Source organism: Aporhodopirellula rubra (assembly GCF_014192335.1).
Classification (GTDB): domain Bacteria; phylum Planctomycetota; class Planctomycetia; order Pirellulales; family Pirellulaceae; genus Rhodopirellula; species Rhodopirellula rubra.
This window is the reverse complement of record NZ_JACHXU010000023.1, coordinates 119,188-139,922: the sequence shown is the minus strand read 5'-3', so window position 1 is coordinate 139,922 and position 20,735 is coordinate 119,188. Positions and strand designations below refer to the sequence as shown.

At 55.2% G+C, this 20,735-nt stretch carries 12 protein-coding genes; 10 read left to right on the top strand and 2 right to left on the bottom strand.

Annotated elements, in window-relative coordinates:
• Positions 1–620 precede the first annotated feature (620 nt).
• The 10 genes from FHS27_RS24680 to FHS27_RS24635 all read left to right on the top strand — a co-directional run bounded on the left by FHS27_RS24680 (position 621) and on the right by FHS27_RS24635 (position 18,315).
• Positions 621–1,028 carry a GntR family transcriptional regulator gene (locus FHS27_RS24680; protein ID WP_184308062.1) on the top strand — a complete coding sequence of 136 codons (408 nt, stop codon included), beginning with the start codon at positions 621–623 and terminating at the stop codon, positions 1,026–1,028.
• A gap of 114 nt (positions 1,029–1,142) precedes the next feature.
• Complete coding sequence (locus FHS27_RS24675; protein WP_246420829.1) at positions 1,143–2,144, top strand: ABC transporter ATP-binding protein; 1,002 nt, start codon at positions 1,143–1,145, stop codon at positions 2,142–2,144.
• Complete coding sequence (locus tag FHS27_RS24670) at positions 2,141–4,651, top strand: ABC-2 transporter permease (RefSeq protein ID WP_184308061.1); 2,511 nt, start codon at positions 2,141–2,143, stop codon at positions 4,649–4,651. The genes FHS27_RS24675 and FHS27_RS24670 overlap by 4 nt, the downstream gene beginning before the upstream one ends.
• On the top strand, positions 4,648–6,027 hold the full coding sequence (locus FHS27_RS24665; RefSeq protein WP_184308060.1) for a hypothetical protein: 1,380 nt from the start codon (positions 4,648–4,650) through the stop codon (positions 6,025–6,027). The genes FHS27_RS24670 and FHS27_RS24665 overlap by 4 nt, the downstream gene beginning before the upstream one ends.
• Positions 6,028–6,686: 659 nt before the next feature.
• On the top strand, positions 6,687–7,661 hold the full coding sequence (locus FHS27_RS24660) for a sensory transduction histidine kinase (protein ID WP_246420827.1): 975 nt from the start codon (positions 6,687–6,689) through the stop codon (positions 7,659–7,661).
• A 35-nt stretch (positions 7,662–7,696) separates the two neighbouring features.
• The gene (locus FHS27_RS24655; RefSeq protein WP_246420825.1) at positions 7,697–10,132 is read left to right on the top strand and encodes a sensor histidine kinase; all 2,436 of its coding nucleotides are present in this window, start codon (positions 7,697–7,699) and stop codon (positions 10,130–10,132) included.
• A gap of 2 nt (positions 10,133–10,134) precedes the next feature.
• Positions 10,135–11,358, top strand: a complete 1,224-nt coding sequence (locus FHS27_RS24650; protein ID WP_184308058.1) for an ABC transporter substrate-binding protein — start codon at positions 10,135–10,137, stop codon at positions 11,356–11,358.
• Positions 11,351–14,566: a PAS domain-containing protein gene (locus FHS27_RS24645; protein WP_184308057.1), complete on the top strand. Its 3,216-nt coding sequence runs from the start codon at positions 11,351–11,353 to the stop codon at positions 14,564–14,566. Before FHS27_RS24650 ends, FHS27_RS24645 begins: the two co-directional genes overlap by 8 nt.
• A 100-nt stretch (positions 14,567–14,666) precedes the next feature.
• On the top strand, positions 14,667–16,424 hold the full coding sequence (locus FHS27_RS24640; RefSeq protein WP_184308056.1) for a response regulator: 1,758 nt from the start codon (positions 14,667–14,669) through the stop codon (positions 16,422–16,424).
• A 193-nt stretch (positions 16,425–16,617) separates the two neighbouring features.
• Positions 16,618–18,315, top strand: coding sequence for a response regulator (locus FHS27_RS24635; RefSeq protein ID WP_184308055.1), 1,698 nt, complete (start codon positions 16,618–16,620; stop codon positions 18,313–18,315).
• Between the two features lie 29 nt (positions 18,316–18,344).
• Here FHS27_RS24635 and FHS27_RS24630 read toward each other — a convergent pair whose 3' ends face one another.
• Together FHS27_RS24630 and FHS27_RS24625 are read right to left on the bottom strand one after the other, a co-directional pair.
• A complete protein-coding gene (locus tag FHS27_RS24630; protein ID WP_184308054.1) occupies positions 18,345–19,634 on the bottom strand; it encodes a 6-phosphofructokinase in 1,290 nt (429 codons plus the stop codon).
• Positions 19,635–19,763: 129 nt separating this feature from the next.
• Positions 19,764–20,714 carry a sugar phosphate isomerase/epimerase family protein gene (locus tag FHS27_RS24625; protein ID WP_184308053.1) on the bottom strand — a complete coding sequence of 317 codons (951 nt, stop codon included), beginning with the start codon at positions 20,712–20,714 and terminating at the stop codon, positions 19,764–19,766.
• Positions 20,715–20,735 lie beyond the last annotated feature (21 nt).

Here is a 20,735-nt window from a genome sequence, read left to right as displayed (position 1 = left end):
TCAATCAACGCCTCGCCATTCAGCCCCGGGCATCTTGAACAGAGGACTTGAGCTTCGGCTAGGCGAAGCGTTTTGAACCGCGACGAACGAAGCAACATGAAAGAGAAGGTGACTCAACCGTCGCATCCACGCGAAGTCAAATCCTTATTGGTTAGCTACGAGGGTGTTTGGTGGATGATGTGGGCTGGTGGGGTTGGTGATGGGGCGAGCGGGGTTTGGTGTTTGATTGAATTGTGGCGGACTGAGGCTCTCAGGGTGTGTTGGTGTGTGGGGCTGACCGAGGGCCTCGGTTAGCTACGAGGGTGTTTGGTGATGTTTGGGTTGGTGGGGTTGGTGATGGGGCGTGTGGGGTTTGGTGTTTGATTGAATTGTGGCGGGCTGAGGCTCTCAGGCCGTGATGGTGAGGAGCTGACCGAGGGCCTCGGTTAGCTACGAGGGTGTTTGGTGGTTGGCGTGGGTTGGTGGAAGCGGGGGATGTTTGGGGTTGGTGGCTTGGTTGCTTGCGTGGGCAGTTCGAGTGGTGGCTCGAATTTTTATTTTTTACTGCTTGAACTGCTTCGCGTTCCGCTGTACTGTGGTGCTGGTACACCAGTAAGCCAGCTCAGGACATCGGTGCGAACATGTTTTTTACAGTGGACCCGTCCAACGGGGTCGCGATTTATTCTCAGATCGTTCGGCAAGTCAAATTTGCTGTGGCGGAGCAGACGCTGCGTCCGGGGCAGTTGCTGCCCAGTGTGCGGCAGCTTAGCCAGCAGTTAGCGGTGAATCCGAACACGGTCGCTCGCGCGTTTCAGGAACTGCAATCGGAAGGCGTGATCGAGACACTTCGCGGTCGCGGCGTTGCGGTTTGCAAGGGCGCTGTGGAGCGGTGTCGCAAGCAGCGTCGTCTGATCTTGGCGGACCGTTTGTCTGCTGTCTTGACCGAGGCTCTTCAGGCCGGTCTGTCTTCGAAGGAAGTTCGCAAGTTGGTTGACGAGCAATTGCGGGCACTCGAGGGAACGATCGAAGCGATTTCTGAATTGCAGTGATCGCCATGAACGGGGCCAAGGATTGTGACGGCCCGAACGAGAACGCGACGAATCGCGGATGAATCAAACCAATTCAATAACCTGGCCAATCCATTCCACTAAAAAGGGATCGTCATGATGAACGCAGTGATCTCCACCGATCAATTGACCATGCGTTTTCGCGGTTGCGACGCGTTGATGGGGTTAAACCTGAATGTGCGTCCGGGAACTGTGTTTGCATTGTTAGGTGAAAACGGGGCCGGTAAGACAACGCTGATTCGCATTCTGACGGGGTTTCAGAAACCGACATCGGGATCCGCACGCGTCTGCGAGTTCAATCCGTTGACGCAGCCGTTGGAGGTTCGCCGGCGTGTGGGTTATGTGTCCGACAATCCGACGCTCTACGACTGGATGAGTGTCGGGCAAATCGGTTGGTTCACGGCATCGTTTTATCCCGATGGTTTTCTGCAAAACTATCGTGAGTCGATTCTTCGCTACGAGATTCCCGAGGATCGGAAGATACGCGTGCTCAGTAAAGGTCAGCGTGCAAAGGTGGCGTTGTCGCTAGCGTTGGCACATGATCCTGAGTTGCTGATTCTCGACGAGCCGACCTCGGGGCTCGATCCGATGGTGCGACGTGAATTTTTGGAGAGCATGATCGGGCGTGCCGCATCGGGGAGGACCGTCTTTCTGTCGAGTCATCAAATCAGTGAAGTCGAACGTGTTGCGGACACGATCGGGATTCTGCACAACGGAGCGATGCAGGCGTGCGAATCGTTGAACGATTTGAAAGGCTCGATGACAGAGCTGACTATTTCGATGGACGATTCGTTGGTCACGTTGCCGGAGTTGCCGGTTCCTGCGGTCGCGATGTTGGAGGAGCACCGGGGACGGCAGCGTCAGGTCATCGTTCGCAATTTTGAGCCGTCGATGATTAGTGCGATCGAGGAGGCGCCTGGGGTGGTCGCGGTGCGAATGCGTTCGATGACGTTGGAGGAGATTTTTATTGCCCACACGAGGCGAGGTTTTGGCGATCGTTCGTCGCCACCGGGCCCGATGTTTGATCTCGCGGACGGAGGTGAACCGAATGGCGGTAGCAGTGGTGACGCCGTGATTGCATCGGGAGAATCGCGATGAACACGCATGCGGTTTGGCGAGGGCTGGTATGGAAGGAGACGCGGCAAATTGTACCTCTGGTCATGATGCTGTTAGCCGTCTCGGCAGTGCTGTTTTTGATTTGGTCTTTCACATCGAGGCAGCTCAACATTTCGTTACGCGCCGTCGGCAGTATTGTTCCTTTGATCATGCCGGCACTCTATGCGGCGGGAGCGGGTGCGATTCTGGTGAGCCACGAGAAGGAATCAGGCACCTGGAATTGGCTCGCGTCGTTACCCGTGCCGGCTAACTCGGTTGTCGCGACCAAATTGGCGGTTGGCTTTGGCGGGTTGGTCTTGATGTGGATCGGGTGTGTGATTTTGTCGGTGGTGACAGGGTTGGAGCGGACGATTTCTGCGGGCGGAGGAGACGGACTGGCGCAGTTTCCGGTGCCGGTTTGGATCGCACATTCGGTTTATGTTTTGTTCTGTGGTTTTTATACCGCGTGGAGGAACCGAAACGCGTTTCCGGCTCTGTTGTGGATCTTGCCGCTCGCGATCTTGCCTTTCGTCGTCTGCGAAATTTCGCTTGCGTGGTCGGGCCCGGGCATGGGGCAGTACGTGGATGCGACGCAGAAAATGTGGCGAATGGGGACGATCACGACGATTGCGATTCCGATCATGGGATGGTTTGCGGTGCGTGCCGGCCAGCGTGCGTTGAGTCCCCGGGACGCGGACATTCTTTCCGATGATCGTTTGCAATCGGGGATCGATGCCTGGCGTCCGCCGCCACCGTCGAACATGGTGAAACGACCGTTCTCAAACGATGTTGCTGTATTGGCGTGGCAGTCGATCCATACCTCACGTTGGAGTTCAATCGGTTTGGTATCGATGCTGGCGATGGGGGCGATAGCGTGGTTGGTGGCGACGAATTCAAGGGATGGCGTGAACGGGTTAAGCGGGAACGTGGTCGGGGTTTTGTTAGGTTCCGGATTGTTGGCGATTTCTTGGTTGGGTGTGTTTGCGTTTACGGGTGACGGTGCCGCGACGCGATTGAAGTTTTTGGCGGATCGTGGTGTATCGCCCGCACGTGTTTGGCTGGGACGTCTTGGGTTTGGTGTCAGTGTCCTCTGCTCGGCTGCGCTGTTGATCTTCGCGTGGCAGATCTTCCTCGGTTCGCCTGAGGATTTGGGGCGAATGGACGGTGTGGTGTTTCCGGAGATGTCGTTGCTGACCGTGGTGTCTGTGTTTGCGTTGATCTACGGCGTTTCGCAGTGGACGAGTCAAGTGGTTCCGATGTTGGCCGCGTCCGCGTTTCTCGCACCGGTGCTGTCGGTGTTGGGATTGTTCTTTTTGATTAGTGCGGGGATGAGTTACGGCGTTTCGCTGGGGTGGTTGATTGCGTGCGTCGCGATCCCGTTTGTTTCGACGTTGTGGACGATGGGGGCGTTCATGGACGGGCGGCGGGGGTGGATGTATTGGACGATCACGGTCGTCGCGCTGTTCGTGTTTGTGGCGTTGCCGGTGATTCCAGTAGCGATTGATCGTTTGAAGTTTCCGTCCATGTCGAGTGAACGATTCGCGGTCCTCGACGCCGAAGCTCGTGGGCACATGCGGCGGTCATCGTTGCAATCAGTCGCGATGCGTCAAAGCAACTTTCAACTGTATGACAATGATCAGTTGTTTTTCGAAGATCTCGATGGCAAGGTTGCGGTGGACCGGTTGCGGCAGCGTGATCTGTATTCGCCGGATAGTTGGGTGATCATCGGTGACGATCGCGAAGTGCCTCTGAGGGCGGATGAGTATGTCTTACAAAACGCGTTGCAAGTGGCGACGTTGCTGAAGTTGCAATGGGAGCAGAACCCGGAGGATAAAAACGCGAAGGATCAGTTCAGGCGTTTTGTCGAACGGATAACGCACGCGGCCCAAGGGTTGCGGCTGAGCACGCGTTGGGTGGATCAAGAGTGCGCTGACGTTCTCGAAATTTGGCTCACACAAACTCTCGCGGACGAGAGTGTCGCAGGGTTGCGGGAAGAGCCGTTCATGCAGGATGCGATCGAGGTGGTTCGGGATTTCGAAGGCCGCCAAGATGCTCGGCGGCGAGCGTTGCTGGTCAGTTGGCTGCGTGATCGTGAGCTGAGTCAGGGGCGTCCCAGCGGAGCGATGATCGCGGGCGTGAGTGCCAACGACTATTGGTTCGAACGGGTTCCGATCGGATGGCGCAGCTCGATCTTGCAGCAGGGAATGGGGGCGGTCGTGGAGCGGTGTCTCGCATTAATCGAAGCCGGACGCAAAGGCGAACCGGTAGACGCAGAACTCCGCGGATTGCACCGGCTGCTGAATTCAACGGGCGGCGAGTTTGAGGTTGGTCCGTACGGTGAACGCAATCGCATGGCGATCGGGCCTGAATGCGTGTTTGCGACCTTTCAAAATTGTTCTTACCCGGGGACTCAGTGGTTCGCGCCGTGGGAAGAAACGGCACGTGCGATGAGTGTGCACCGCGAGTCCACTTCCGTTGCCACGGTTCCGCGTCAGGAGAATTCGAAATGAAGTTGCGAACGAACGAAACGCTCTATCGGATTTTGATTGCCGGCCCGCCGCTGCTCGTCGTCGTTGTTCTCGCGTGGGGGATGGTTCGCGAACGTGCGGCGGAGCAACGGTTTCATCTTCACGTTGCCGAATTTGCCAGCGAAGGCATTCCGACGTCAGGTTTAGCGATCTTGCAAGCAATCGATCAGAACACGTCCAAGCAGCATGCCGCTGCGTGGTCGGAGGTGTTGAATGCAGCTTCGATCATTGGCGAGATGGAACGAGATCACGTTAAAGGCATTGAGGAACTTGTGCCGCCGGGCGAGCCATGGGCTGCCGAACCGTTCGCGTTGGCGATTCACGAGCACGCCGAGCCGGTGCTCGCAAAGCTGGACGAACTGCTGCGAGTTGATGAGAAGGTGTGGCAACCGATGTTGCGCCGAGCCTACTACTTTAGGCAATCGTCCCTGTGGCAAGTGGACTCCGTTGCGGAGTTGTTGATTAATCAGTTCCGAATCGCAGTTCATGCGGGTGACGCGGAACAAGCGATCGAATGTTTGAGCAAGTGCACGGAGGTTGGGCGAAGGTTTGACTGGGAGGCAGGGAATTCGCAATATTGGCACTCGCGTTGGTCGCAAACACTGGAGCGTATCATGCGTGAATCGGTCGCGATCGAGTTTTGGAGCGACGAGCAGTTGGTGGAGTTGACGCGGTTGATTGTTCCAGACCGCGTCTTCCAGCGTCATTTGGAAGAGGCGAGTGAATTTGAAACGGCGGCTTTCGTTGCATCGCGACCGCTCGACTCTCCTGAAATTTCCGTTGGCGAACTGTGTCCGTTCGGTCTATCACCCTTCCACGCGTTAGCGGAACTGGAATGGTTGCAGTCGGCGCCGAAGGATGCGAGATACGATCGAATTGCGAAATTGCCGGCGAAGACAGAAACGGCGATTTCGGACGAGGCGATCATCGATCGTCATCGCAGTTGGGTGTCTGTGCCATGGGCAACGCTGAACAACGCAATCCAGCGCAGTTTTCCAGTGACTCCTGGCTGGCAACGTGTTTCTCTGTTCGCAAATTATGACGCTCGGCGTTGGACGCTGACGGCGATTTTGCTGCGCCGGTTCTATCATGCTGAACGTCGTTTTCCGGCGTCGCTTGACCAATTGACTTTGGTCGGCGCGACGCCGGATATCTGGACGTTGGCCTCTAGCGAGCCGCTGGGGTACCGTGTCGGACCGGAAGGGAAGTCTGCGGTGCTGTGGACGGACGCCTACCGGAGTTATCCCGGTGATAACGGGGGTGAAGGAGTGGGAGTCATCCCCTACAGCGAAAGAGCGGTGGGACCCGCGAGGGCCGAATCGTTCGAACTCTGGCTCGGCGAGTCATCACATCAATAAGGTTCGCGATTGTTTTGCACCAAGGTGATCGTTGAACGGCTTCAGCGAGCTCACCGCCTCGGATTTTGTGTTTGCCGCACTGTATTTCAGGTTTGCGCCACTGTGTTTCAGCGAATTTCAGAGCCGTATCTGAATTGAGATAGCTGGGGGCCAAGCGACGGACGCACTGAGTGTTGGTCTCCGGCTGCAGTGAACGGCAGCGTCTTTATTCGAAAGTTCCGGCTGTGCATTTAAGGCAGGATACCGTTGTCAAGACGACGACGGTGCGCGTCTGTGTTGGTCCGGTTGGGGTGGCAGGTGTTGTCAAATGTGCGAATCACGGCCCATTTAGGTGGCATGCGGATCACGAAAGCTGGAGAGAAAATGAGGGATGTCCCCTAGTGGTGGCTTTTTGTCACACGTGCTCAAAAGTAGCGTTGTAGTGTTTTCCAGACCGAGCAACCGTTGCTTGGAAGCACGAGCTTGATTTGGGGCAAATCATGATTGGGGCAACTTTCGTACATCCGCGTCCAGCGCGAAATCTCTCGATTTCGCCGGATGCAGATCCTGATTCAGATGACCATCCGTCATCGGGCGAAGCGAACTCGCGAAACGTGACATCTTGTGATGACCGTTATGCAAAAACAGATTGGGTGTTTTGCTTAATCACGGTCGTTCAATTGATTACGATTTCGGTCGCCGCTTCGTCGGTATCTCCGACCAAATTAAACAGTGATATAGATAAACCGGGGCTGCATGTCTGGTCGACGGCAGCAATTGGTAGTCTTTTTTGCATTGCGCCGACTCTCTTGGCGGCGCAGTATGCGGGCCATTTGATAGTGCGCTATGCCTTTGCCGTCGCGCAGGTGATTTGGGCAGGCGTTATTATCTATCTTTGCGAAGGCGTGCCGGTATCGCACTTATGTATCATCGTTTCACTGTTTCTCTTAACGCTCTATCGCGACTACCGCGTCCTGATCACGGCCGCCAGCGTCGCGGCATTGGACTACGTGATACGAAGCAAGTTCTGTCCGCATTCGTTGTACGGTGATCGGGTCGTTATCCAGTATCAGTGGCTCGAGCATATCAATTGGCTCGCGATTGTGACTGGGTTCCTCTGCGTCATTAGTTATCGATGGGGTCGACGTACGAATCACGGCAGCACGAGTGAACACGCATCATTGTCCAATGACAGTGGGGGGAGTCTCGATCGTGACGAAGCGTATTTGTATGGATCGGAATCGGGTGCCCCGTCATTGGCGCGTCAAAGCGATGGTGTTTTTGATGCGGCGGATCCTCGGTATGCCAACCGTTTGATCGCGAGTGAGGATGCAGAGCACGCGATTCATGAGCTGCTGAATCGAATCAGCATTTCGGTGACCTTGCTGCACGATCGTTCGGGGTCGAGCCGCGTGTCGAGTCTGGCGAGTCTCTCTCAGAACGTCACGAATCGAAAGGACGATCTCGCGGATTACCTGACCAAAGACAGCCGTGGGAAACATTTTCCAAGCATGCTCAATGATTTGGCTCGGAAACTGACGAACGAGCATCGCGATCATCAGCGTGAATTGGAAGCGATTCAACAGACGATTGAGCAGCTGAAAACTTTGGTCGAACAGTCTGTCGTCCGCCGAGAAGAGGCAGTGACGTGTTAGGGAAACGTGAGAAGCGAAATATTGATACACAGCTGATGTTGTCGCAATGTGAACCCGATTTGGGTACGGGGCGAGAGCGGATCAGTGAGTGGCTGCGCGGTCGCGCGATGGCGTTGGCGATCTTCTGTTTGTCGCTGATCTTGACGGTGTTTGTCTGGCATCAGGCGGATCGACACATTGAACAGCGGAACCAGGATCGGTTCGGGTACCGGATCGAGGAAGTGAAGTACAGCATCGAAGAGCGGATGCTCGAGTACGAGCAGGTTTTGCGAGACGGTGTCGCGTTTTGGAATGCGAGTAACTATGTCTCCCGAGACGAGTGGCGTGACTATGTCAAAATGACTGAGATCCGAGAGTACTTTCCCGGGATTCAAGCGATCGGGCTTTCGCTCGTAGTCCCGAAGGAAGAACGGGACGAGCTCACCAATAACGTGCGTAGAGAAGGTTTTCCGGAGTATCGAATCTATCCGGAAGGGGATCGCGATAACTATACGGCGATCATCTACATCGAGCCGTTTGATCAACGGAACCAATTGGCGTTCGGATACGACATGTATTCGGAGTCGGTCCGACGCGAGGCGATGGATCGTGCCGCGCGAACGGGCAAGCCTGCGATATCGGGCAAAATCACGTTGGTCCAAGAAACCGGAGATGATTTCCAGTTTGGTGTGCTGTGCTACCTGCCGCTTTACGAACGTGGTGCGAATGTCTCGGACGAACGGTCACGCAAGGCTGCGTTGAAAGGTTGGGTGTATGCCGCGTTTCGAATGAATGATTTGATGCGAGGGATTTTGGGAGATGTGACAAATGACATCGCGTACCGAATTTATGACACGGGTAATGATTCAGAGATTGAGTTGCTTTACGAGAGCTGTGAAGCGGCGGGCCAGCCTCCACGCGGCAAGAGCGTCGGATTCTTCCAGAGTCATGTCATGCCAATGTCGGGGCGTGATTGGGAGATTGATGTCACGGCGAAGGAGGGGTTCTTTTCCGCGACCGACGATACGATTCGTCCAATGGTCGCGATCTCAGGTTTGGTGATCGATGTTCTGCTGTTCCTGGTCGTTTCGTCGATCGGTCGTCAACGCTCAGCCGCGATCAAATACGCGAAGCAAATGACAGAAGACTTGCACGACAGCGAGTCTCGCACACGTTCCATTTTGGAGAACGCAACGGACGCGATCGTGTCGGTGGACTCCGGCGGGCGGGTATCCGTCGCGAACGATGCGGCGAATTGGATGTTCTCGCCGCTGGCGGCATCCGGAGGTAACGCGGAGTTGGTCGGAGTGCGCTTCGGCGATCTTATCGAAGATATGTCTTTCGCCGGCGTGATTGAGGCGGGCGTTCGGTCGCGAAAAAACGCGAGCGACAGCGAAGACGGCATTGCGGTGCGGTGTCGGCGAGACGACGGATCCCTCTTCCCGTGCCGGATGTCGATCGGGGTGGTCGAGGGCGGTGACGGATACATCGTTGTGGCGCGTGATGAAACAGCTCGATTTGAGTTTGAAAAAGAACTCGCTGAGACTAATCGTCAACTCGTGAAGGCATCCCATAAGGCCGGAATGGCGGAAGTCGCGACCGGTGTGCTTCATGACGTCGGCAATTCGATCAATGGAGTGAGCACCTCATCGAATTTGATCGCTGCGATGTTAGACGACAGTGCGGTTCCAACGCTTTCGCGAGCGATTGGTGTGATGAACGAACATCGTGAAGATCTACCCGGCTTTTTTGCACACCACCGTCAAGGCAAGCATCTTCCAGAATTTCTGACGCAGATCGAGTCGACGCTGCGTAGCGAGCGAGAAAGGCTTATCGAAGAGAATCTGCATCTCGGTAGCCATGTCGGTCACATCAACCAGATTATTCGTGCGCAGCAAGATGAAGCCTGTTCTTCGATCATCGCAACGCGTGAGTTCGCGTCGGAGTTGATGGAACAGGCCGCGCTCGTAAACCTTGGACGACACGCTGAGTTTGACATCACTCTCGAGCGTGATCTCGATTCCACTGTGACGATTGAGACGGATCGCAACAAGGTGCTGCAGATCTTGATCAATTTTGTCGCCAACGCGCAGGATGCGGTTCGGGAAGTGAATGATCGACCGAGGCGGGTAAGGCTTTCCACACGAGTGAGTGGCGATCAGGTTGAGTTTTCGGTTGTCGATAATGGTCCCGGAATCGCACCGGACGTCCTGCCCAAACTGATGGAATTTGGTTTTACCACCAAGAGCGATGGGCATGGCTTCGGATTGCACTCCTGCGATCTCACCGCGAAAGAACTCCAGGGTGAGTTGCGAATCAAAAACAATGAGAGTGGTCATGGTGCCTGCTTCACACTGGCATTGCCTCTCGAGCTCGATAGCGAACCCGGTGTGACGTCGGCGGCCGTGTTGCAACGTGATGACGATCAAAACGGCGATCGCGGTGATCAGACATTCCTGCCCGCACCCTGCGTCGTTTCGAGGGAGGATTGAACATGAATCGAAACAATTCTCATCGTCGATCGCAACGCGTTTTGGCTTTCATCATCATTCTTTTTAGTGGGACGTTGTCATCCGACGCGTATTGCGGCGAGAGTTCCCATGACATCCTGCTCGGGATGTCGACGGCATTGTCAGGTCCCACCGCTGATGTGGGCATTAATGTACGAGTCGGCGTTGAGGCCGCTCTGTCGGAGGCCAATCAGCGAGGTGGGGTTCGGGGGCAACGTCTGCGGTTGATCGCCATGGATGACGGCTATGAACCGGCGCGTACTGTTATCAATATTCGCCACTTGATTGAAAAGGAACACGTGCTCGCGATTGTGGGCAATGCGGGAACCGCAACCGCGATTTCAGCATTGCCGATCATTAATCGGTCACATGTTCCGTTTTTGTTTGCGTATACCGGCGCTGGAGTCTTACGCCGTCAACCCGCGGATCGATACGTGTTTAACTATCGAGCCAGTTACGCGGAAGAGACATGTGCGATGGTTGATGCGATCATCGGACATACCAATATCCGCCCGAACGAGATCGCATTCTTTACCCAGCGAGACGGATACGGTGATTCGGGATTCAATGGTGGGATTGATGCGCTAACATCGCACGGACTCGCGAGCGAAAACGAAATTGCTCATGGCAGGTACAAACGCAACTCGCTCGCGATTGAGAATGCGTTAGCCGAAATTCTGTTTCATAGCGTGCCACCCAAGGCGATCATCATGATCGCGGCGTACGCGCCGTCCGCGAAGTTCATCCGGATGGCGAAAACGTGCGGATACGATGGATTGTTTCTAAGTGTATCCTTCGTCGGTGCCCTGCCATTAGCAAAAACGCTCGGTGATATGGGTGATGGCGTTATCGTGACCCAAGTCGTTCCACATCCCGAGTCGCATTGTTCAATTGCACAGCGTTATCGGATCGCGATGGACCGACATGCTCATCGAGACACAGGTTACTGTTTCGGCTCTTTTGAAGGCTATATCGCTGGACGCATTCTTTTGGTTGCGCTGGAATCGGAGGTTTACGAAGGAGGTCGTGATGAACTCGTTAACACATTGGAGGCATTGGAAGAGTTTTCGATCGGGTTACCGAAACCGCTGAAGCTCACTCATTCACGCCATCAGGCGAGTCATGCGGTTTGGCCGACAGTGATCCGTGACCGGTCGATTGAGCCGATGGAGTGGTCTGACCTCGCGAGAGGGCACGCGGATGAATAGATCCAAACATTCCGATCGTCTCGTGCTGCCTCAACACCGCATCGGCCTCGTCTGGGGGTTGACGGCGGTTGGTCTCAGTACGGTGTTGTTGCTTTTGATTGCCTCATGTTGGTCGCTCGAAAGTGTGCGTGAAGACCGCGTGGCAAGTGATCAGTTGCGTACGGTGGTTTCCGAGATTGCGGGGCGGGCCGACCGAATGGTCGAAGAGTATGGACGTAACTCGGCAACGCTGCTTCGAGATCGTTCTGATCGTGAATCCGTCGAGATTGGTAAGTTGGCACCGAAGGAAATGCGGAAACTGCTCGCGGATTCGCATCAACTCGATCCACGTCTGACGGGTATCGTTCAGCACGTCGAATCGACGATTCTACGCATTAAAACTTTGAATGCGCGGTGTTGTGATTTGGCGATGCGCCGTCGTCAACTGCAAGCTGAACGCGAGGGGAATATTTGTGAAACGCACGAAGCGTTTGATCGCTTGAACTCGATTTTAGTTTCCGCGAAACAATTGCAGATGCTGCAGTCCGCAAGGGCGATTCATGCCTATCGGAAGATGAGTGGTCAACCCGCTAAAGAGGCGGCACATGAAATCCTGCAGTCATGGACGCCGAAGACGAGTCGCTCAGAAGAGGTGCAGGAGTTAGATGAACTCGTTTTATTGCATCAGAAGTTACTCGCAGCGACGGATCCGGACACGCTCGTGGATCTTCGTGACAACGAACTCAAACAGCGTTTCGCGCGACTGCACCGGATCTTGGACACACCGTCGCAGGACGATATGTCGGCGTTCGAAAAAATCGAATGCCTCAACGACCTCGAGGTCGCGTTCTTTGGCGAAGGGTTCGAACATAGTGAGGACGGGCAGGGAATCGAAAATGGCAAGGGGGGACTGTATAACCGCTGTGCCGAATGGCTCGAATGCATTGTCGAACGGGAACGACTCCGTGATCAACATGCGGACAGTCTTAACGCGTACGCCAAAACGAAGACGCGGTTGCTCAGCCGATTGTCGGCGATCACGAGTGATTCGGCACTTCAAGCGACCGCGATCATTGTTAAAGGGTTCAAGTCCATTTTTGCGGTCGGGTTCGTCTCCGTAACCGTATTCTTGGTGTTGGCAACAAAGATTGATAAAAGGCTCGCAACTCAGTTTCGTGCGTTGTGCAACCAATCGGTTGAACTCGCGAAAGCGAAAGCGAAAGCCGAGAAACTCTCTCTCATCGCGAAGTTTACCGATGACGCGGTTGTTATCACGGGAGCCGATGCGCGGATCGAGTGGGTCAACGATGGGTTCACCCGTTTGACGGGCTACAAATTGGACGAGGTGATTGGGCTCGTTCCCGGTCACTTCTTGCAGGGGCACGACACGAACAAAGAAACCATTGAGGTGATGCGAACTGCGGTGCGTGAGGAACGAGGTTTTGACGTTGAACTTCTTAACTATCGCAAAGACGGAAGTTCGTTCTGGTTGGATCTTCACGTTCGCCCGATTTATGGAAACGACGGTGAGCTGACCAACTTCATCGCGACGCAGTCGGATATCACGGCGCGGATTACCGCGGATGCGCAATTGAACGCTGCTAATCGGGCGTTGATTACGCAGAAACAAACGTTGAACACAGTGGTCGATAGTGTCTCCTCGGGGATCGTTTCGCTCGATTATGACGGTGAACTGTTGAGTTACAACGCGGCGGCTGAGGCGATCTTTGGCGAAGACTGTATCGCCCTGGTGAACGATTCGAGAGAGTCGAGCCGACTCGGGTTTTACGATCCGGTGACGATGCTGCCCATTGCTCCGTCTCGATTGCCGATCCGTCGTGCGCTCAATGGTGAGCCGGTGCGAAACGAGGAATTGTTGATTCGGTGTAACGGTGCCGACACGGTTGTTTCGTTTAATGGAACGCCATTCTCCAAATACGATAACGCAGGAGCAGTGTTCTCTTTCAGCGACATCACCGAACGTTGGGAACGCGATTTGAGTTTGCGGCGTCTGCGTCAGGGTATCGATACGGCGTCAGACACGATGATCATTTTTGACAGTTCGGGGACCATCATTGATCTCAATCGGGCGTGCTGTGAGATTCTCGGCTACGAGCGAGACGCGTTGCTCGGGGTGCGGATATCGAAACTTGATTCGGTGCTCGATGCGGTTACGTGGGAAGATTACTGGCGTGAGTTGCAGCACTCGAAAACGGTGACCAGCGAGAGCACGATGACCCGTCAGGACGGATCGTCGTTCCCGATTGAGGTATCGACCACGTACGGTTCGTTCTGCGGGACGGAGTATGCGTGTCGAATTTCACGCGACATCAGCGACCGGAAACGGGCAGAACGGGAACGCGAGGTTCTCGCCGGAGAATTGCAGGATGCAGCCCGACAAGCCGGGATGGCGGAACTCGCGGGAGATGTACTGCATAACGTCGGTAATGCGTTGACCAGCATCAACGTTTCGACGCAGACTCTACGCGATCGAATCGAATCACCAACGTGTGAACACCTTGTGAAAGCGTCACAGGTCATTCGAGACAACGAAAATCAACTCGGTGCCTATCTGAGCGACGATCCCCGTGGTCGAAAGTTCCCTGGGTTTTTGTCGGAACTTGCCGCATCGGCTTTGCGTGATCGCGAGGTGCAGATGGAGGAGATTAGCGAATTGATGAACAAGGTCGAGCACATCAAAGAGATTGTCGCCAGCCAGAAAACGTTCTCGCAGCATCGCTCGCCGAAAGAGCCCGTGTCGCCAACCGCCTTGTTTGACGAAGCGGTGAAGATGAACCTTCCCTCTATCCGTCGTCACGGCGTGCACGTCGAAACTGACTTCGAGACTGGAGCCGATTTGCTGCTCGAGAAACATAGCGTGATTCAGGTGCTGATCAATCTGATTAAGAACGCAAAAGAGTCCGTGGTCGCAGCCGAAGTCGAATCACCGACGATTCGACTTTCGATCAAGCGTCTCGACGGTGACGTGGTGTTCTCCGTCGAGGACAACGGGTTAGGCATTGCGCCGGATAACCTGATTGAAATTTTCCGTCACGGGTTCACCACCAAAGCCACCGGACTCGGTTTCGGATTGCATTCATCAGCGAACGTCGCTCAAGAACTCGGTGGTTCACTCTCCGCAGAAAGTCGAGGCGAAGGATCGGGAGCCACGTTTACCTTGTCTGTGCCCGCCTTGGAGATCATTCCATGTGTTCCATCTATGTCCTAGGTGGCATCCGGCGAACGGATGAAGGCCTGCAATCGCAACAATTTGTTACATCTCATTTTGAAATCCTAGATTTCCTTCCTCGTTTGAGGACCATCGAGTTATGAATATTGAATCAACCAAACCTCGGATTCTCATCATTGATGACAACCCTTCGATCCATGAAGACTTTCGCAAAATCTTTACCGTCGACGCGTCGTCGCAAAGTCTCGCGGAGGCTGCCAACGCGTTCTTTGGTGATGACGACGACTCGTCGGAAGAGAGTCTGCAAAAGCCACTCGAAGTGGATTTAGATTCGGCGTATCAGGGTGAGGAAGCGTATCGCAAAACGATCGCAGCGATGAACGAAGGACGTCCCTACACGTTGGCGTTCTGTGATATGCGTATGCCACCGGGGTGGGATGGTTTGACGACGATCGAACACCTTTGGAAGGCCGATCCGAATTTGCAAGTGGTCATTTGCAGCGCGTATTCGGACAACACGTGGGCTGATATTTCAAAACGTTTGGGACGGTCGGATCGGTTGCTGATTCTGAAAAAGCCGTTCGATAACGCGGAAGTCATGCAGTTGGCGGTGGCGTTGATCGAGAAGCGTCGGCTCATTAAGGCGGCGTCGATCAAGCAAGTGGAGCTCGAGACGATGGTTCAGGAACGAACGGCGCAATTGGAGCAACGAGACCAGGCTCTCCGGCAAAAGCAAAAACTCGAAGCGATCGGATCGCTCGCCGGTGGTGTCGCTCACGAGTTCAATAATCTGTTGCAAGCCATCGGAGGATACACGGGTTTTGCGATGGAGGCGATGAATCCGGATGAACAACCGTATGAGGATCTCACTCACGTGCTGGAGGCCACTTCACGAGCGTCCGCGATCACGGGACAGTTACTCAGTTTCAGTCGCCAGCAACCGCCGAAGAAAGTCGTTTGTTCGGCGCAGGAAATTATTGACTCCGCAATGGTATTGGTGAAACCGCTGTTGTCGTCGGCGATTGAGCTGAACGTTGAAACGTGTAGCGACCCCGGCAACGTTTCCGCGGACGTGAACTTGCTGTCGCAGGCGTTGTTGAATCTTTGTATCAACGCGCGGGATGCGATGGAGGACTCAGGGAAGCTTTCGATTCGACTCAATCGGGAAACGATTGGATGGAACGAATCGGAGTCGGGTAATTCGATTGCCGATTTGAAACCCGGCGAATACGTGGTCGTGTCGGTTGCCGATACCGGCGGTGGCATGTGCGAAGAGGTGGCCAATCGAATTTTTGAGCCGTTCTTTTCAACGAAAGAGGTTGGAAAAGGAACAGGCCTCGGTTTGTCGATGGTCTTTGGTGCCGCTCAGGATCATGGCGGGTGCGTGAGAGTCACGACTGACAAGGGAGTGGGCTCGACGTTCCAGTTGTATTTGCCGACCGTGAACGCGACTGCGGATGCGATCGTTTCGGTCGATGTTGGGAAACCAGAGCAGCCGTCAAACGGAAATGAGACAATTCTGGTCGCCGAAGACGATCCGAATGTTCGGGAAATTACCATTCGTTCGTTAACCAATGCTGGCTATTCCGTGATCGATGCGATCGACGGGAATGATGCGATTGAGAAGATCGACTTGAATCTCGATGAGATCCAGTTTGCGTTGATCGACGTCGTCATGCCATTCAAAAACGGACGAGAGGTTGCTCAGCATCTCGCGAGGGTGCGTCCCGATATGCAGATTCTTTTCTGCAGCGGTTACGACGTGAAGTCGAGCAAGACCACGTGGGATACAAAATCGCCGAAGCTACCGATCCTCTCAAAACCGATTGATCCGGCGACGTTGTTGAATGCGATCCGCGAAATGCTCGATGCTCAACCGCAGGAGCAACCGGTGTGATGTTTCGAAATCCAAATCGCTGCGTCCGAGCCAATGGGGCATGACGACGACGTTGGCGACGCGGTAATCGGAGTCTCGAGATCCGATTCGTGGATCATGCTCGGATCGATGACCGCGAGATTGTGCCGTGGAAAGGCGTTCTTGTTTTTAATTATTCCGTTCGTTCGTTTTACTTTTCTTTGTAGGCAATGTTATGAATCACCATTGTAGCTCTGCACTCGTTGTTGACGATGAGCCATTGGTTCGCAACCTAACCATTCGTGCTCTGGCTCGAGAGGGATTCCACTGTGACTCTGCAAAAGACGGCAGGGAGGCGGCCAAGCTCGCTGCGAAGGGAAACTACGACGTCGTCGTGACGGATTTGAAAATGCCCAATCAGAACGGGCACGCTCTCGCGGTCGAGTTGATGTCGATGCCGAGTCCACCGTCGGTGGTGGTTTTGACGGGCGTGACGGAACCGCGGTTGGCAAAGGACCTCATCAGTCGCGGCATTGATGACATTATCTACAAACCGATCGATTATTCGGTGTTGAGCATGAAGGTCCGTGCGATCGCGGAACGATCCGCAGCTGCGAGGGCGTTGACGACGAAAACGACACAGGCGGATTGCGTTGAACCAAACGTGGCGGCGCCCGCGTCTAGCGTCGCAAGTGATTCTGGCTCGAGCGGATGTGTCGCACCGATCACTCAACAGGATGTCGCGGACAATATCAAAGCACGGAAATCGGTGGTGCCGATCTGTGACACGTCTTTGAGTGTCTACCGAATGAGTGGTTCAGAGCAAATGGACACGAAGGCGTTAACGGATGCGATTTCCAAGAACGCTCGATTGACAGAAGAGATTATCAGCATCGCTCAAAGTCCGTTTTATAACCAATCGGGTATCGCGATTGCAGATTTGCCGCGAGCGGTTGTTCAGTTGGGACAGAAGCGTGTTGGCCGGCTCGCGTTGGCCGCGACCGCGCAGGCGGCGCTACTGAGCGACGAACCGTCGCCGCTGAATCTCGGTTTGATCTGGGCTCGCGGCGTTGCCTCGGGGTTGGCGATCGAGTTGATGATTGAACAGGGCGGTCACGAATCGATTTCGGATGGATTGATTCTTTGCGCGGCAATGCAAGACGCCGCCCGCGTGGCGCTCGCGAGATTGTATCCGGAACGCTATCAGGAAATGATCGATGAGTGTTTGGAATCGAAACGCTCACTTCACGAGATGGAGATGATCGTATTCGGCATGGATTCACAGACGATCAGCTCTCTGTCGATGAACGCGTTTGGGATCAACAAGTCCGAGATCGATGTGCTGGTTCATCTGCATGACAGTGATGAATCGTTGTCACGATTGCCTCAGAAGTTGCAGACGCGAATCAAGCTGGTTCGACTCGCGGGCTACGTTGCTCAAGCCGTGATCGGGATCTGGGAACCATGGGTCGAGATCCAGATTCCCAGACGCGGTGCGGCAGACGAGTTGGAGTTGTGGTCGATCGATTCGGTGATCGAAAAGACCAGGGAAAACAGCGAGGGCATCAATTTCAAGCCCGCCGTCACGAGCAAATTGGGCACGCAAGAGACGACCCAACGGGGCCTCGATTACTGCAGTGCCGCATCGGATTCGTACGATTTTCTCGAACCCGTGGTCGCATCGTTGCGACCGGAAATGGCAAATTGTTTCAATCCAACGAATGCGGACGGCGACGTTTTGTTGAATTTTCTCGGCGGTCAAAGTGCTGACGCCCAGAAGATGGTCGACGCGGCAACGAACGCGAATATCTGCGTTGCGATCCGTCGCGAAGACGCCGAGTTCTACCAGGCGTTACCCAACAAGATCGAGTTGCCGCTCAGTTACGGCGCCATGCACAAAAAACTAGGTGATTTGAATTCAGACGCATCGTAACCGCGTCAGCGGTGACCATCGCGGTCGGTTTAATTGTCGACGCACGTTTCGAGGAAGCGGGCGAGGCGGTGGAAGTCGGAGTTTTGTTCGATGAAGCGAACTTTGGTGACCAGCGTTTGCGGATCGACCAATTCTTCGAAGGGGACGAAGTGCAGGTCGAATTGACCGGCCGACGATACCATCACGCCGTTGAGTTTTTCTTCCACGAGGGCGCGGTAGGCACCGACACCTAATTGCGAACCGAGAATCACGTCGTAGGCGTGAGGAGGGGCACAACGGGCTTCGTATCCGAGTTGCAATCCGTTGACTTTCCGATGCTTGCCAGTGCGTTCGGTGTATCGTTCGGCGAGCAAGCGAGACATCAGAGCAGACAGGTTGATCAAGGAGATGTTAATGTGGCCGTGATCATCGCGAGTGATCCCTTCGAGATACTTCGACGGGAGGAACTCGGCCATGCCTTCGGCGATGACGATCGTTCCGTACGGTCGGCCTTCGCGTTCGCGAGCCAACATCATGTCGACCATGCGGTCGATAACGCGGTCGATCGCCATCACTTTGCGGGTGGCTCCGGTTTCCGCGCTGATGACTTCTTCGTCGGCGAGAGCACCGGTGATGTCCTCGACGCTGAGCACCATGCTGGCTTCGCCCGCGATGGCGGCACCGTAGGCGAGCCATCCGGCGCTGCGGCCCATTGCTTCGCAGAGGAAATAAGCGCGGCCGGCGGCGGCGTCAAAGTTGAGGTTGCGAATTTCTTCGGCGAGTGTTTCGACGGCGGTGAAGAAACCGAACGTGAAGTCGATGCCGGAATAGTCGTTGTCGATCGTTTTGGGTAAGTGAACGACCGGGAAACGTCGCGCGTCGCCGGGCAAGTTGTCCTGGAACATCTTGAGTTTGTTCGCGGTCTTCAGCGTGTCGTCGCCGCCGATCGAGATCAACGCGTCTACTTCGAGAGAGCACAAACCTTCATAAACTCTTCGCAATGGTGCGACGAGTTCAGGGTCTTTCAAGTGCTCGGGGCTGCTGACGTGTTTGCCGGGGTTGGTTCGCGCGGTGCCGATCATGATGCCGCGGCTACTGCGTGCGTTAATCAGGGTGTCGTGCGTGAATCGAATGTAGTCGTCGCCTTCGGTGAGTGGACCGGCGGCGGTGTATTCGGCCAATCGGCTGTAGCCGTGCTTAATCCCAAATACTTGCGCGCCTTCTTCGAGGAACGAGAATGCGGCAGTGCTGATCACAGCGTTTGCAGCAGGGGCCGGGCCACCGGCGAACAGGATGGCAACGCGTTTGATGTCGAGATTATGATGAGCCAGATCGGGCACGGCTTCACTTAAAGGTTGGAGGTCAAATTGGGGGGGAATCGTTTCTTCGCGTCCGAGATTCTAAGCATTTATGGACGCACGCCAAGATATCCGATTTGATCCAAGGCGGGGGACGCTACGCCGTGGCTCTCATAAGTTTTGCAAATACTCAATGCTCTGCATGATTTCCTGCGGGGCGGTCTCAGGCGGCATGTCGGATCGCCCGACGACGAACGGTCCACGATAGGGAATGTCTTCGAGTTGTCCGATCAGCGAGGGGAAGTCAGCCGTCCCTTGGCCAACCGGAACGGCGATGCCGCGTCCTGCCGAGAGATCGAGAACTCCATCGACGGCGTTGACGATGCGTATCCGGTCTTTCAGCGCCGCGACCGCGTCCGGGACGCTGTGACGATTGATGATCAATTGACCAGGGTTGAGAGCGACGGCGATGTAGGCCTCGGAGCTCATGTCGATCAGTCGGGCGAGATGTTCACCGGGTTCGGTACCGGTTTCGGCGGCGAAAAAGGAACCGACGCGAGCGCCAAAGCGGCCGAGGTCGTCGAGCACTTCGCGGAGCGTGTTCCAACGCGGGTCAACGATTTCGGGACCCGAGGAGGCTTGTGGCGCCGAACCGCTCGCCCACGCCTGGGCTTCGCTGAGGGTTAGGCCCGCGGGGGGGAGGCCGCCCGTGAGAATGGAGCCGTTGTGATCGCCCGCGGCTCCCCCAGCGGACTTTGACGCCGGAGGAGCGGGAACGGGGCCGATTTGGTTGACGACGAGGGGGGCACCGAGGCGGTAGGCGGCCCGCATCGCGGATTTGGTCGCTTCGATCCGGCGGTCGAGATTTTCGAGATGATCGAAGCCGTGGCGGGTCGGAAAACGAATCGATGCGATCTGCAAATTCAGATCATCCAGAATTTTCCGCAAGGTTCGCACAGCCGTATCCGATAACTCAGATACGTCCAAAACCCGTCGGCCGCATAATTCCACGCTGGTCGCGCCCGTGGATGCTACCCAACTTAAAACACGACGCAGTGACGCCGCCGACGGATTGACGTTGCCAATCGAATCCACTCGCACGGCGATCTTTATCTCAGCCAATTTGTCGCCTCTTTCCAATTA

Bases quoted from the DNA above. Each gene is read 5' to 3' on its own strand.
- FHS27_RS24680 (WP_184308062.1), top strand. From the start codon at position 621: ATGTTTTTTACAGTGGACCCGTCCAACGGGGTCGCGATTTATTCTCAG.
- FHS27_RS24675 (WP_246420829.1), top strand. From the start codon at position 1,143: ATGATGAACGCAGTGATCTCCACCGATCAATTGACCATGCGTTTTCGC.
- FHS27_RS24670 (WP_184308061.1), top strand. From the start codon at position 2,141: ATGAACACGCATGCGGTTTGGCGAGGGCTGGTATGGAAGGAGACGCGG.
- FHS27_RS24665 (WP_184308060.1), top strand. From the start codon at position 4,648: ATGAAGTTGCGAACGAACGAAACGCTCTATCGGATTTTGATTGCCGGC.
- FHS27_RS24655 (WP_246420825.1), top strand. From the start codon at position 7,697: ATGTTGTCGCAATGTGAACCCGATTTGGGTACGGGGCGAGAGCGGATC.
- FHS27_RS24650 (WP_184308058.1), top strand. From the start codon at position 10,135: ATGAATCGAAACAATTCTCATCGTCGATCGCAACGCGTTTTGGCTTTC.
- FHS27_RS24645 (WP_184308057.1), top strand. From the start codon at position 11,351: ATGAATAGATCCAAACATTCCGATCGTCTCGTGCTGCCTCAACACCGC.
- FHS27_RS24640 (WP_184308056.1), top strand. From the start codon at position 14,667: ATGAATATTGAATCAACCAAACCTCGGATTCTCATCATTGATGACAAC.
- FHS27_RS24635 (WP_184308055.1), top strand. From the start codon at position 16,618: ATGAATCACCATTGTAGCTCTGCACTCGTTGTTGACGATGAGCCATTG.